This is a genomic window from Paraburkholderia sediminicola (assembly GCF_046026855.1).
GTDB classification, from domain to species: domain Bacteria; phylum Pseudomonadota; class Gammaproteobacteria; order Burkholderiales; family Burkholderiaceae; genus Paraburkholderia; species Paraburkholderia sediminicola_A.
This window is the reverse complement of the sequence record NZ_JAQQET010000001.1, coordinates 239,998-254,338: the sequence shown is the minus strand read 5'-3', so window position 1 is coordinate 254,338 and position 14,341 is coordinate 239,998. Positions and strand designations below refer to the sequence as shown.

General features: G+C 62.7%; 12 protein-coding genes. 4 read left to right on the top strand and 8 right to left on the bottom strand.

The window, feature by feature from the left end; translation table 11 throughout:
* The first annotated feature begins 236 nt into the window (after window positions 1–236).
* Entirely contained in the window at window positions 237–1,352 is a 1,116-nt protein-coding gene (locus tag PQR40_RS01080; RefSeq protein ID WP_408237235.1) for a GGDEF domain-containing protein, read from the top strand.
* Between the two features lie 59 nt (window positions 1,353–1,411).
* Here PQR40_RS01080 and PQR40_RS01075 read toward each other — a convergent pair whose 3' ends face one another.
* The 4 genes from PQR40_RS01075 to PQR40_RS01060 all read right to left on the bottom strand — a co-directional run bounded on the left by PQR40_RS01075 (window position 1,412) and on the right by PQR40_RS01060 (window position 6,665).
* Window positions 1,412–1,543: a hypothetical protein gene (locus PQR40_RS01075; RefSeq protein WP_408237232.1), complete on the bottom strand. Its 132-nt coding sequence runs from the start codon at window positions 1,541–1,543 to the stop codon at window positions 1,412–1,414.
* A gap of 6 nt (window positions 1,544–1,549) precedes the next feature.
* Window positions 1,550–3,298, bottom strand: coding sequence for a peptidoglycan D,D-transpeptidase FtsI family protein (locus tag PQR40_RS01070; RefSeq protein ID WP_408237229.1), 1,749 nt, complete (start codon window positions 3,296–3,298; stop codon window positions 1,550–1,552).
* A 540-nt stretch (window positions 3,299–3,838) separates the two neighbouring features.
* On the bottom strand, window positions 3,839–5,380 hold the full coding sequence (locus PQR40_RS01065; RefSeq protein ID WP_408237226.1) for a methyl-accepting chemotaxis protein: 1,542 nt from the start codon (window positions 5,378–5,380) through the stop codon (window positions 3,839–3,841).
* 895 nt (window positions 5,381–6,275) lie between these two features.
* The gene (locus PQR40_RS01060) at window positions 6,276–6,665 is read right to left on the bottom strand and encodes a hypothetical protein (RefSeq protein ID WP_408508241.1); all 390 of its coding nucleotides are present in this window, start codon (window positions 6,663–6,665) and stop codon (window positions 6,276–6,278) included.
* A gap of 89 nt (window positions 6,666–6,754) precedes the next feature.
* Between PQR40_RS01060 and aepX the strand changes: the two genes are divergently transcribed.
* From aepX to PQR40_RS01045, 3 genes are read left to right on the top strand one after another with little or no spacing between them, the layout of a single operon-like run.
* Complete coding sequence (aepX, locus tag PQR40_RS01055; protein WP_408508240.1) at window positions 6,755–8,476, top strand: phosphoenolpyruvate mutase; 1,722 nt, start codon at window positions 6,755–6,757, stop codon at window positions 8,474–8,476.
* On the top strand, window positions 8,473–9,639 hold the full coding sequence (aepY, locus tag PQR40_RS01050; RefSeq protein ID WP_408508239.1) for a phosphonopyruvate decarboxylase: 1,167 nt from the start codon (window positions 8,473–8,475) through the stop codon (window positions 9,637–9,639). Before aepX ends, aepY begins: the two co-directional genes overlap by 4 nt.
* A gap of 12 nt (window positions 9,640–9,651) precedes the next feature.
* Complete coding sequence (locus PQR40_RS01045; RefSeq protein WP_408508238.1) at window positions 9,652–10,719, top strand: 2-aminoethylphosphonate aminotransferase; 1,068 nt, start codon at window positions 9,652–9,654, stop codon at window positions 10,717–10,719.
* A gap of 42 nt (window positions 10,720–10,761) precedes the next feature.
* Here the strand turns inward: PQR40_RS01045 and PQR40_RS01040 are convergent, their stop codons facing one another.
* From PQR40_RS01040 to PQR40_RS01025, 4 genes are all read right to left on the bottom strand, one after another.
* Window positions 10,762–10,902, bottom strand: coding sequence for a hypothetical protein (locus tag PQR40_RS01040; protein WP_408508339.1), 141 nt, complete (start codon window positions 10,900–10,902; stop codon window positions 10,762–10,764).
* A 225-nt stretch (window positions 10,903–11,127) separates the two neighbouring features.
* A complete protein-coding gene (locus PQR40_RS01035) occupies window positions 11,128–11,832 on the bottom strand; it encodes a PIG-L deacetylase family protein (RefSeq protein WP_408237211.1) in 705 nt (234 codons plus the stop codon).
* Between the two features lie 185 nt (window positions 11,833–12,017).
* On the bottom strand, window positions 12,018–13,598 hold the full coding sequence (locus PQR40_RS01030) for a UdgX family uracil-DNA binding protein (protein WP_408508237.1): 1,581 nt from the start codon (window positions 13,596–13,598) through the stop codon (window positions 12,018–12,020).
* 143 nt (window positions 13,599–13,741) lie between these two features.
* Window positions 13,742–14,329 carry a nucleotidyltransferase family protein gene (locus tag PQR40_RS01025; RefSeq protein WP_408237205.1) on the bottom strand — a complete coding sequence of 196 codons (588 nt, stop codon included), beginning with the start codon at window positions 14,327–14,329 and terminating at the stop codon, window positions 13,742–13,744.
* Window positions 14,330–14,341 lie beyond the last annotated feature (12 nt).

Genomic DNA, 14,341 nt, shown 5'->3' with positions numbered 1-14,341 from the left:
GATGTTCTGGCGGCTCAACAGGGGATGTTGTGCGCCATAGTTACAGGTAAGAATTAAGCCAAACTTAAGATCGCGCTCAAAATTTCCACGCTCGATCCCTCTGCCCGATCGCGCCGCTCAAGCGCTGTTTTTGCGTACGCGTTGATCCAACCCTCAAGACCTCGCGGAATTGGCCGTTATTACAGCGGTTGGGGCCGCCGCCCCCGCTTCGCTTCCGGGCCTGCATCATTGATAACGTGACGAATCTCGCTCAAACGCCGCTTTCAGACCGGCTTCGCTCGCTCGTCGATACCGTGCAGCACAACGAACGTACGCTGCGCCGCTTCCAGAACGTCGAGTTGAGGTTGATCGGCGCGCAGAGTTTTCCGTCGTTTCTCGACACGCTGTTCAGTCATCTGCCGCAGGAATTCTCGCTGGCGAGCGTGACGTTGTGGCTCGATGACCGCGCGCCCATGTTGCTCGAACTCCTCGAGCAGAGCGCCTTGCATGCGCTCGACCAGCCCAATCTGAAAACCTCACGCGAAGGCGGCCTCGCAGGCCTTGGTCTGTGCGACGAGGGACGGCCATGGCTGGGCAAACCGGGCGAGCTGGATGAAACGGCGCGCCGCGCATTCTTCGGCGATGCCGACACGCCGGCGAGCGCGATCTTGCTGCCGCTGGCCGCCGGCGACACCGTCAGCGGCTATCTGTGCCTGTGCAGCGACGACCCGGTGCGTTTCGGCGAAGGCATGGCCACGGACATTCTTGAGCGGTTCGCGAGCATCGTCACGGCGAGTCTCGACAATGTCGCGCATCGCGAGCGGCTCAAGCAACTCGGCATGACCGATTCGCTGACCGGCCTCGCCAATCGCCGCTACTTCGACGAACGCTTGCGTGAGGAGATCATGCGCGCCGTCCGTTATGGCGTGCCGGTGGCGTGTCTTTTCATCGATATCGACAGCTTCAAGCGCATCAACGACACCTACGGACATCGGACCGGTGACCGGGCCCTCGCGGCGGTGGCGGCCTGCGTGCGACAGCAGGTACGGTTGGGCGACACCGTGGCGCGCTACGGCGGCGAAGAGTTCACCGCGCTGCTGCAAGGCGATCGCTCTGATGCATTGACGGTCGCCGAGCGCGTGCGGCTGGCTGTCGAAAGGCTGGATTTGCAGGACGATCACGGCGAACGCATTGCGTTGACCGTATCGATCGGCGTGGCGGCGCGCACCATTACCGGTGCGCCGGCCGAGGCGGCCGCGAATGGCCACGCGATAATGGAAGAAGCCGATCGGGCGATGTACCAGGCCAAACGCAATGGCCGCAACCGCATCGAGGCGCTGGCGAAAGCGGACAGCGATAAGGTGTCACGCTAACGCTTACCGGCCTCGCCCAACCAGTGGCATGCGCAACCGGCAGGGCGCATTGCAGGTGTTTAAGGCAGCGCCGTTTCCGAAACCGGCGGCGTCTTGCCGAGTTCTTTCTTCACACCTTCCGCGTAACTCGGATCGACCTTTTCGAACAGCGCCAGTTGCCGGTCGACGATCTCTTTCGGCGCCCCCGCCACGGCCTCTCACGCATCCGGCGGCACCCCGAGTAATTGCAGTGCGCCACCCGTCACCGCACCGAACACCGGGCCGGCTACCGTCCCTCCATAGAACGCCTTGCCGGCCGGGTCGTCGATCATGACGGCGACGATCAGCCGCGGGTCGCTCATTGGCGCCATGCCGACGAACAGGGCGCGGTAACGGTTTTTCGCGTAAGTCGCGCCGACCTGCTTGCGCGCTGTGCCGGTTTTGCCGCCGATCCGGTAGCCTTCCACCGCTGCTGCACGCCCTGTGCCGCCAGGGCCGGTGGCCATTTCGAGCATCGAGCGGATCGCGCGCGCGGTGGCGGGTGTCGTGACCGCATGGCCTTTGCGGGTGGCCTGTGCCGCGCCACCCGCACCGGCATTCCCGTCCGCATCTCTGTCTTTGTGCAACAAACTCACGGGATGCAGGGTGCCGTCGCCTGCGTAGGCCGTGTACACCTGCGCCATTTGCAGCAGCGAAGTCGACAGGCCGTAGCCGTACGCCATGGTGGCCTGTTCGATCGGACGCCAGCGTTTGTACGGGCGCACCTTGCCCGACGCGACACCCGGAAAGGTCAGTTCGGGTCGCAACCCGAGCCCGTATTCCTGATACTTGTTCCAGATCGTTTCGGCGGGCAGATTCAGTGCGAGCTTGGCGAGCGCGATATTGCTCGACTTCTGCACGGCTTCGGCAACAGTCATCGCGCCGTGATTCGACGTGTCGTGAATCACGGCCGGGCCGATCTTGTACCAGCCTGGCGCGGTATTGATGACGCTTTGCGGCCGCACCTTGCCTTCGTCGATCGACAATGCGACGACCACCGGCTTGATCGTCGAGCCCGGCTCGAAGGTGTCGACTACCGCGCGATTGCGCAGTTGCCGCCCGGTGAGACGGGCGCGGTCGTTCGGATCGAAGCTCGGATAGTTGGCGAGCGCGAGAATCTCGCCGTTGCGCGCATCGAGCACGACCACGCTGCCGGCTTCGGCGTGATGTTTGGCAATGGCGTCCTTCAGTTGCGCGTAGGCGAGTTGCTGAATGCGGCGGTCGATCGTTAGATGAATGGTGTCGCCGTTCTGCGCGGGCACGAGCGGCCGGGTTTCGGACACCACCCGGCCCAGGCGGTCGCGGATCACTTCGCGCTGGCCCGGCACGCCGAGTAGCTGCTCGTTGGCGGCGAGTTCGACGCCTTCCTGGCCGTTGTCCTCGATATCCGTGAAGCCGACCACGTGCGCCGCCGATTCTCCTTCTGGGTAAAAGCGCTTCGAATCCGCGATCTGCGTGATGCCGGCGAGGCCCAGTTTATTGAGGTGATCGGCGGTGTCGGCATCCACCTGACGCTTGAGCAGCACGAAGGTTTTGTCGCCGTTCAGACGCCGGCGCAGTTCTGCTAGCGGCAGGTCGAGCAGCTTCGAAAGCGGCGCGAACGCGCCTTCATCGAGCAGCTTTGGGGAGGCCCAGATCTCGTAAGTCGCGAGACTGACGGCGAGCAGCGAGCCATTGCGGTCGACGATGCGCCCGCGCGTTGCATCCAGTTCGATGGTGCGCTGATAGCGTTTTTGCCCCTGATCGACGTAGAAATCCTGATTGACCACCTGCACCCAGAACGCGCGCCCCGCCAGCGACGCGAACGCGCCAAACACCAGCAGGACGACAAGTTTCGAGCGCCACATCGGCAGGCGCGCGGTCAGCAACTGGTTCTTCGCGACGGGCGCGTATGGATCGTGCGACTGCGATTTCTTCTTTTGGATCATGAGTACGGGTAACGAACAGTGGTGCGTGGCGAGCTGAAACCGGCAATGCCGGCGGCTTGTTGCGCGTGACTGTTGAGCGTGCTCCTCGAGTGAAAGCCACACGCGCGTGGCGTGCAGCGGGATTAGCTTGCGCCGCCCGGATCGGCGGCGGTGAATACCTTGAGTTGCCGATGAAACCGCATGGCCGGTATGTGCACCGCGAAGCTGGCGCTGCCCAGATTGTAAACAGAACGTAATCTTGATGCGAGGGCCATGCAAGCGGAGAGTGGCGGGGCAGCACGTCGCGCACCGTGCTGCCGCTGCAGACGCAGACGGCAGGCACAGACGCAGGCACAGGCACAGGCACAGACGCAGACGCAGACGCAGACGCAGACGGCCACAAAAAAGCCGCGCGGACTTGAAAAATCCGCGCGGCTGGTTCGTTCGATTGATGCGTCGACTCCGACGCGGCGTGTTAAAGAGGCGCTCCCTGCCTGTCGAGCGCCTTCTTTTTTGCCTCTCTTCCCCTGACGTCCCGCCGTCAGAAAAGCGCCGGCGGACTCAGGCCGGCAAAGCGAAGCTCGAGATTGCCTCGCGAAGCACGCCCACCTGGTCCTTTAACGAATGGGCTGCAGCGGCGGCTTCTTCGACGAGCGCGGCATTTTGCTGCGTGACCTGATCCATTTCGCCGACTGCGCGATTGACCTGTTCGATACCCGCGCTCTGTTCCCGCGACGCGTTGCTGATCTCTTCCAGGATTTCGTTGACGCGTCGCACGGACTGCACGATCTCGCCCATGGTCGAACCGGCATTGGCGACCAGCGATGCGCCCGCTTCGACAGTATGGGTGGATGTCTCGATCAACGCCTTGATTTCCTTCGCGGCCGTGGCCGAGCGCTGCGCGAGACTACGCACCTCTGCTGCGACCACCGCGAAGCCGCGCCCCTGTTCGCCCGCGCGGGCTGCTTCGACGGCGGCATTGAGCGCGAGGATGTTGGTCTGGAACGCGATGCCGTCGATCACGCCGATGATGTCGCCGATCTGCCGTGAGCTGCTGGTGATTTCGCCCATGGTGCGGACCACGTCGTCGACCACGCGGCTGCCGCGCGTGGCCACGTCCGCGGCCTGACCGGCGAGTTGTGCCGCTTGCAGTGCGCTGTCCGCGTTCTGCTTCACGTTGACCGTCATCTGATCCATGCTCGACGCCGTTTCGACGAGCGCCGCGGCCTGCTCCTCGGTGCGCTGCGACAGATCCGTGTTGCCGGCGGCGATTTCGGTTGCGCCGATATTGATGTTTTCGGTGCCGAGCCGCACGCGCGAAACCGTATCGACGAGACCGGCCTGCATGGTGTGGAGGGCGTGCAGCAGACTGCCGGTGTCGTTCGTGTGCACCGGCACGCGCGTGGCGAGATTGCCGCGCGCCATGAGTTGCGCGGCTTCGACGGCGACTTCGAGATCGCCCCCGAGCGTGCGGTGGATGCTGCGTAACACCAGCAGCATGACGGCTGTGGCGATCGCGCCGAGCGTTACCGTGATGACGAGCCAGCGCAGCAGATTGGCGTAGAACGCGTGCTGCACGTCGTCCATGTACATGCCGGTGACGAGATACCAGTCCCACGGCGCGAAGTGGCTCGCGAAGCTGGTTTTCGCCACGGGTTTGTCGCTGCCCGGCTTGGCCCACAGATAGTCGACGAAACCGCCGCCGTCGTGATTGCCTGCGTTGACGATATCGACGAACAGATGGTTGCCGGCCGGGTCGGCGAACTGCGCCATGTTCTTGCCGACCATTTCTTTCTTGATCGGATGCATCAGCATGACCGGTTGCGAGTCGTTGACGGAGATGTAGCCGTCTTTGCCGTAACGCATGGCGGCGAGTGTTTCGAGCGCCTGTTTTTTGGCTTCGTCTTCGGTGATCGTGTGCTGTTGCGCGAGGGTGTAGTAGCGATTGACGATGTGATTGGCCTGATCAATCAGCGAGGTGAGTTGATCGCGACGGTCCGAGATCATCGACGCGCGGTTTTGCCATGCGCCGAAGCCGCCGATCAGGATCAGGCCGGTCCAGAGGACTGCGATCATTGAGGCTAGTTTTTTGTTCAGAGTCATAGCAATGGGGTTTGCTTTTTTGCTTTCGCTTTCGCGAGGTGGTCGGTCAGGGGTGTTGCTCTTTTGCTCTTTTGCTCTTTCGCTTGCAGCGGTTGGCTTTTCGCTTACTGTGTTTACGGCTTGTTGTTCTTTGCTCTGCAGGGGAGGGGAAACCCGCTGTTTCTTTTTGTCTGATTAATTGGGGTTTTGGTTTGGCTGGTTTTTTTGCCGGCGCGGCGCTTTGTTTGTCTGTCTGTTTGTCTGTTTGCCTGCGGTTTTGGTCTTTCCTTGATCTGGCTTCTTTGGCCTTTCCTTGAATTGTTATTGGTCTATTAGCGTTCGCCCCTGTGCGGGGCAGGCACTTACTTTCTTTGCCGCCGCAAAGAAAGATAAGCAAAGAAAGCGGCTCAAACCGCTAATTCTTAAGCGGGTCCCTCGCACAGTCGCGGTAGTGGTGCATCTGGAGTCGGTGCCCTCGCACATTCGGCGTGAGTGACAAGGGCGTCATACGTCCGACGGCGCTGCGCGCGCCGAAGCGTAGTTCTTAAAACCAACTACTACGTTTTCTCACCCGCGTTTTGCTCAGTACCGTGGCTCGCAATAGTGTTTCCACAGCCACAGCCACAGCCACAGCCACAGCCACAGCCACAGCTACAGCTACAGCTACAGCTACAGCTACAGCTACAGCTACAGCTACAGCTACAGCTACAGCTACAGCTACAGCTATATCCGGCGTTTAATTCGGCCTGCGAGTTCGTGCTTTCATTCACTGGCGGAACTTGTCATTTGAAATTTAGGTGCCTCGCCGCGGCGGAGCCGATGGCCCCCACCGCCTCCAAACGAAGCCGATGGTTTCCCATGCAAACCCATCCGCGACGCACGTAGTGCGGAGTGGGAGCTGACGAGTGCTGTGTCATTAACGCGGAGTGTGCGAGAGCACAGATTCCAGATGCACCACTACCGCAACTGTGCGAGGGACCCGCTTATAAGCTGGCGGGGTGAGCCGCTTTCTTTGCTTATCTTTCTTTGCGGCGGCAAAGAAAGTAAGTGCCGCCCCGCACAGGGGCAACACTAATAGACCATTAACGAAATTAATCCATAAATCGAATAACCACACCCAAATATAAAACCCAAACCAGATAACAAAAAAACCCACAAACCCAAGCCCCGCAGGGCCAAAATCACATTCCTCCACACAACGCCAAAAAAATCCAACCCACAACCACATTGTATAAAAAGCAAAAAACAGCACATTTCCCCACTTAACAACAACATCATAAAAACCGAATACAACCCGGACAACCAATAAAAACGATTTCAGCTATAGTCGCCATTTTCCAGTCGCCAGCCGGGCAAAAAAGAGCACCAATAAGCCCGCCACCAGGAGTAAAGAAAATGAACGCCCGCGAACCCGCATTCATCTCCGCGTCCCGCAGCGCGCGTCTGCGTCAGATGCTCGTCAGCACCGAACTCGAATTCATGATGGAGGCCCACAACGGCCTCTCCGCCCGTATCGTCCGCGAAGCTGGCTTCAAGGCGATCTGGGGTTCGGGTCTCGCGATATCCGCCCAATTCGGCGTGCGCGACAACAACGAAGCCAGCTGGACGCAAGTCGTCGATAACCTCGAATTCATGGCCGATGCCAGCGATCTGCCCATCCTCCTCGATGGCGATACCGGCTACGGCAACTTCAACAACGTGCGCCGTCTCGTGCGCAAACTCGAACAACGCGGCATCGCCGGCGTCTGTATCGAAGACAAACAATTCCCGAAAACGAATAGCTTCATCAATGGCGAAGCCCAGCCGCTCGCGGATATGGACGAGTTCTGCGGCAAGATCAAAGCCGGTAAAGACTCGCAGTCGGATGAAAACTTCTCGATCGTCGCACGCGTCGAAGCACTCATCGCCGGCTGGGGCATGGACGAAGCGCTGCGTCGCGCGGAAGCCTATCGGCAAGCGGGCGCCGATGCGATCCTGATTCACAGCAAGCTCTCGCGTCCCGACGAAATCCTCGAGTTCGCGCGCGAATGGGCTGGCCGCGGACCGCTCGTCATCGTGCCGACCAAGTACTACAGCACGCCCACCGAAGTGTTCCGCGAAGCCGGCATCAGCACGGTCATCTGGGCGAATCATCTGATTCGCGCAGCGACCTCGGCCATGCAGGCCGTCGCCAAGGAAATTCACTCGAGCGAAACGCTCGTCAACGTCGAAGACAGCATCGCCGCAGTCAACGAAATCTTCCGTCTGCAAGACGCCGACGAATACTCGGAAGCCGAAGACCGCTATCTGTCGAGTGGACGCGCGGCCGGTGCGGCCGTCGTGCTCGCGGCAAGCCGCGGCAAAGGGCTCGAAGCCGTCACCGAAGATCGTCCGAAAGTCATGCTGCCGATCGCGGGCAAGCCGCTGTTGCGCTGGCTCGTCGACGCGTTCAAAAAACAGAGCGTCAATGACATCACCGTGGTCGGCGGTTATCGCGCCGATGCGATCGATACGGCGGGTATCAAGCTGGTCGTCAACGAACGTCATGCGCAAACCGGCGAGCTGGCGTCGCTCGCCTGCGCAGCCGACAAGCTTGCAGGCGACACCGTCATCTCGTACGGCGATCTGCTGTTCCGCAGCTACATCCTGCGCGACCTGGTCGAGAGCGAAGCGGCGTTCAGCGTGGTGGTCGATTCGTCGCTGACCGATGCGGAAAACGCCAGCGTGCGCGACTTCGCGTGGTGCTCGGCGGGTGACGATCGCGGCCTGTTCGGCAGCAAGGTCACACTGCGTCACGTGTCGAGCGGGCAGGAAGCAAGCTCCGCCATCGCTTCGCAAACGCCGCACGGTCGCTGGGTCGGTCTGCTGAATGTACGTGGAGAGGGCCGTGAGCGTCTGCAAGCGGTACTCAGCAAATTGCAGGCGCGCCCGGATTTCGATTCGCTCGACATGCCCGCGCTGCTGAATGCGCTGATCGAAGCGGGTGAAGCGATCGAAGTGCAATACGTGCATGGCCACTGGCGCGGCGTGAACGATCTCGAAGACTTCCGCCGTGCAGGCGATTTCGCGCATGCGCAAGCGCCGTTCGCGGCAGCGGTCGGCGGCAAGACGAACGAAGCCAGCGGAGCCGCGCAATGATCGAGGCAGTACAGTTCGTCGAGGCGGCTCGCGAGCGTGGCTTCGACTGGTATGCAGGCGTGCCGTGCTCGTATCTGACGCCGTTCATCAACTACGTGTTGCAGGACGAGTCGCTGCATTACGTCTCGGCGGCCAACGAAGGCGATGCGGTCGCGCTGATCGCGGGTGTCACGCTCGGCGCGCAGAACGGCCGGCGTGGCATCACCATGATGCAGAACTCCGGCCTCGGCAATGCGGTGAGCCCGTTGACCTCGCTCACGTGGACTTTCCGTCTGCCGCAATTGCTGATCGTGACGTGGCGCGGGCAACCCGGCGTCGCGGACGAACCGCAGCACGCGCTGATGGGCCCGGTCACGCCCGCGATGCTCGATACGATGGAGATTCCGTGGGAGACCTTCCCGACCGAAGCCAACGCGATCGGCCCGGCGCTGGATCGCGCCATTGCGCACATGGATGAAACCGGCCGCCCGTACGCGCTCGTGATGCAAAAGGGCAGCGTGGCGCCGTACGAGTTGAAAGAAGGCCATGCGGGCGCTCGCCGCGTGCCGGTTGTGTCGCGTTCGCAATTCGGGAACGTGGCCGAAAATGAACTGGCTTCACGTCACGACGCGCTGCAGAAGGTCATTGCGCATACGCCGCTCGAATCGACGGTTGTGCTCGCGTCGACCGGATTTTGCGGCCGCGAACTCTATGCCATCGACGACCGTCCCAATCAGTTGTACATGGTCGGCTCGATGGGTTGCGTGACGCCGTTTGCGTTGGGGCTTGCCCTCGCGCGTCCTGACCTGCACGTGGTCGCGCTCGACGGCGACGGCGCCGCGCTGATGCGCATGGGCGCGTTCGCGACGCTCGGTGCGTACGGTCCGTCGAATCTCACGCACGTGCTGCTCGATAACGGCGCGCACGATTCGACCGGTGGTCAGGCGACGGTATCGTCGCAGGTGTCGTTTGCGGGTGTCGCCGCGGCTTGTGGTTATGCGTCGGCGGTTGAAAGCGACGACCTCAACGTGATCGACGAGCTGTTCGAAACAGCACCGTCGCCCCATGGCCCGCGCTTCGCGCGCCTGGCGATTCGCCGCGGTACGCCCGATGGCCTCCCGCGTCCCACTATCACCCCGCCCGATGTGAAGACGCGCCTGATGCGCCACATCGGCGCCGTTTAAGGAGTGTCACTCATGTTGCTGCTCAACCCCGGCCCGGTGACGCTCACCGAACGTGTCCGCAATAGCCTGTTGCAAACGGATTTGTGCCATCGTGAAAGCGAGTTTTTCGACTTGCAGGAAGAGGCGCGCACACGTCTGGTCGAACTGTATGGTCTCGACGCAGGCGAATGGCAAGCGGTGCTGATGACCGGTTCCGGCACAGCTGCTGTTGAAAGCATGACCGCCGCGCTGGTGCCGCAACACGGCAAGCTGCTGGTCGTGGAAAACGGCGTGTACGGCGAGCGTATTTCGCAGATTGCCGCGCAATACGGCATCGCGCACGAGTCGTTGAAACACGACTGGATGCAGGCGCCGGATCTCGCGAAAATCGCCGAGCGCCTCGACGCGGACAAAGGGTTCACCCACGTCGCCGTGATTCATCACGAAACCACGACGGGGCGTCTGAACGATCTGCAAGCGCTCGGGGCGTTGTGCCGCGAACGCGGTCTGCGTCTGCTGGTGGATGGCGTCAGCAGCTTCGGCGCGGAAGCGATCGATTTCGCCGACGCCAGTCTCGACGCCGTGGCGGCGACCGCGAACAAGTGTCTGCACGGCGTGCCGGGCGCGTCGTTCGTGCTGGTGCGGCGCGCGGCGCTCGAACAGGCGGCGAGCCGCACGTATTACCTGGACCTCGGGCGCCTCGCGCGTTTGCAGGATCAGCGCAATACGCCGTTCACGCCGTCGGTCCATGCGTACTACGCGCTGGTCGAAGCATTGCGCGAACTCGCCGACGAAGGCGGTTGGCAGGCGCGCCACGCACGTTATGCAGCGCTCGCCGAGCAGGCTCGCGCGGGCCTGGCCGAGCGGGGCGTGGGCAGTGCGTTGCCGCCGGAGCAGTCGTCGGTGGTGCTGCGCGCGTACCGCTTGCCGGATGGCGTGGCGTATCCGCAACTGCACGACGCGCTGAAAACGCGCGGTTTCGTCATCTATGCCGGTCAAGGCGGGTTGTCGGCCGAGCTATTCCGTATCTCGACGATGGGCAATATCCACGCCGCCGACATCGACCGTCTCTTGCAAGGCTTTAGCGAGCTGACGCGCTAAAGCGCGCGTTCACGCACGCGCCCGGTAACAACCGGCACGGCGTCACACCGGGTCTTTGTCCGGTGGCCCATCGGGCCGCTGCGGCTCCTCGGTGTGATGGCCGGGCGATGGGGGCACCAGTGAATCGCTTTCCGGGTCGCGGTTCGGATCGGCGTTCGGGTCGGGAATCGGACTGGTATGCATGTCGTAGCTCATTGCATCACCTCTTTTAGTTGGGAAGAGGGCCTGGAAGAGGGCCTGAAAGCGGGCCTGAAAGCGGGCTTGGAAGCGGCTTTCGAAGCGGGCCGGAAAGTGGCCCGGGACGCCGGCTGAACAGCGAGCTGAAAAGCAGGCGGTCCAGCCGGTCGAATGCGCATAAGCCCCGGTCATTCTCTTCAAGCGTAGGCGATCCGGCACGCGGCGCGGTCCTTACTTTCGCGTGCGGCGGCCCACGCTCAATTGCCAGTAACGTTCGGCGGCGAAAACATCGTCATAAATGCCCGCACCGAAAGCGCGCAGCTGACTTTCGTAGGCGTTGACCGCTTCGCGTTTGAGCTGGGTGCGGCGCTGGAGATCAATCGTATGGCCTACGCTCGGATAGGCCGGCGTTGCGACGATGCCGCGTTGCGCGAGGTCGGCGAGCCGCGCCTGCACGACACCTGGCGTGCGGCGGTGAATCGCTTCCTCATAGGCGAACCACGTGAGATGCGACAGGCGCGGCAGGATTTCGCAGCAGGCTTCGAACACCCTTACGTGATCGTCGTGATACAGGCCGAGCGGCATTAGCAGCGTGTTCGCGGTCGTGCGGTAGATGGTCTCTTCAAGCACCGCCGCCAATTTGCTGATCGACGGCGAGTCCATGTATTGGCCGTCGCGAAACGGCATGCGCAGCGGAATCGCGTCGAGCACCTCCAGCGCGAGGTTGTCTTCGCGCGTGCGGGCGTGGATGGCCTGATGGGCGCTCGTGAAACCTGACTTTTCATCCCATTCAGTATGCATCTCCTGCTCGGGGGGCGCGGCAAACACCGTGCAGACCGCGGCGTCAGGATGGGCGGCGAGTAATGCGCCGCAACTGAAGACGGCGTCGTCGAAATGGGGCGAGACGATAAAAAGGCGTGGGCTGGTTTCGCTCATGGATGTGTGGTGGTTTCGAAGCGCGCGGGGCCGCATTCGAAGCTTCAATATTGCGCGAGACAAGCTTGCTGGATGTGCGGCGTCACATCAGCTTAGGCGGAATCGGCGCGGCTTGTGTAAACGTTGTGGCCGCCGCAAGCCGCATGCCCGACTGGGCTGATTCTGTGGGGGCTTCCCGCAGAAGCTCACCTTTGTGCATTTGGCATATCCCGAACCTGCTCACCTTTAATGGGTGCGCTGTCGACCGCCAGCGCTGCCGCGCTGCCGAATGCCGTCGCAATGGTCGCCACGATATCGTCGCGCAACCTGGTGTCGGCCGTTCGTAGCGCATACGACGGATGCCAGGCCGGTACGATCAGGCGCCCGTCATGAGCGATGGTTTGGCCGAGGTATTCGGACAGACTGACGTGCGCCCCGGTCAGCGCTTTCAGCGCGGTTGCGCCTAGCGTGACCACCACACGCGGCGCTATCCGCGTCAGTTCTTTTTCCAGCCAGTACTGGCAAGCCTCGACTTCGCGCCGCGCGGGCGTTCGATGGATGCGCTCCTGGTCGAGCGTTTCCCATTTGTAATGCTTGACGGCGTAGGTCAGATACAGCGCCTCCCGTTTCAGACCGGCGCGCGCAAGCACGGCGTCCAGCAGTTGACCGGCCGGGCCGGTGAAGGGCTCGCCCTGCTGGTTCTCGTACTCGCCTGGCTGTTCGCCGACCACCATGATCGCCGCATGGGCGGGCCCGGCGCCCGCAACCGCCTGCTTCGCATTGCGCCACAACGCGCAACGGCGGCAGGTGGCGAGCGGGCCTGTGGGCTCCCGTAAGGGGGGCGTCACCGCTGAATATTCGACCGGTGGCGCGGGCGGGACGGTAACGGCGGTGCTTTGCGCGCCGAGACGGCTGCGCGCGCGCGCGAGGTGTGCGGGCAACGGTGGACCCGCGGGCGGTGTTCTCCAGTAACGCAATGGCACGGGAGAGGGCTGATCATTGAAGGCGCTGGCGTAATACGCGAGCCAGAGCGCTTCCGTGGGCATGCTGGTGAGGGCTTCGCCGGTCATGGCGCTTTCTGGTAGCGCCAGCGTGGTCTGCTGATGTTCCTCCGCTGGCGGCCGGTCGATGCGCAGCAGCATGCCATTCCAGAACGCCGCTCCGTACGGTGTGGCGAGCATCCACGTGGAATCGCCCATGGGCGTGGCGAATAGCGCGGCGGCGCGCTCCAGCAGGTCATGATGCGGCTCGTACCAGCCGACGAACTCGGGTAGCCCCATCGACGGATCACGCCGTCTGAACCGCGTGAGTAGCAGCAGATCGGCGGTTTCGTGTTCGACCGCCTTGATGCGTTGATCGAGCAACGCGCCGTCGGGGTCGTCGAGATCGAGGACGTTGCGCTCGGCGCGTGTCCAGCGCCACAGGACGCGGTACAGCAGCGCCCAGCGGTCCGGCGCGCGGAAGCATGCAGCGGTGTTGAGCCAGGAGAGCAGTTCGCGCCGAATCGCGGGCGCGGCTGAGACACCTGGCCCAGTGCAAGCGGGCTCCGTGTTTGGTACGTCGACAGGCACCTCGACAGCGATCGTGCTGGAGATCCTTTCAGCTACGGACGTTGCCGAAGATTGCGCAATTTGCCCCGAACCATGGCGATCCCCATCACTTTCGGCCGGTGCTTCATTCCCGGACTCAAGCCACACGATCTGCGACGGCTCGACACCTTGCCGCAGCAGCGCTCGCGCGGCGCGCCGCCATGCGGCGAAAGACGGTTCAATCGGAATGCGTTTCATGCTGACGCGCCGTGGATGCACGCAGCGCGGTGCCGCCATGCGCCAATCCATGCGTCCATAGTACTGTATGGATATACAGTATGCGCCCAAACGCCAGCCTGGATCAAGCCCGCCGGTTGGCAGGCGCCGAGCTTGCGCTCAAGCTAAACGTTGCGCAGATCGTCAGGCGTATCCACGTCGCGCAGAATCCCGGGGTCGTCGACGTCCAGCCGCACCACATGCTGCGACATCAGCAGCGAGCGCGCGCCGGTGTCGCCGTCGAGCGTTATCAGTGCGTCCCGATGTTCGACGCCGAAGCCGACCGGGTGGCCGCGCTGTCCCTGATAAAACGGCGCGACGATTGAAGCGCCGCCGTCGAGCGAACGCGCGACTGCTTCGATCGTCGTAGTGGCAATGCGTGGCATGTCGGCGAGCGCGACGAGCCAGCCCTCGGCATCGTCGCTGGCTTCGATGCCGGCGGCGAGGCTTGCGCCCATGCCACGTTCGGCATTGGCGGTGAACACCACGTCGCAACCGGCGTCGTTCAGGAGACGGGCGAGCGCGTCCGAACCCGGTCGCACGACGGCCAGCACGCGGCTGACAACCCGCAGCAGTCGATGCGCGGCTTCGTGCGCGACCGGCGTACCGTCGGGCATGTGCGCGAGCAGTTTGTTATGCCGGCCGTCCGGGTCGAAGCGTGAGCCGAAGCCGGCGGCGAGCAACACGCCAGTGGCGAGCGAGGCATAGGCCATGGACGGGCACCG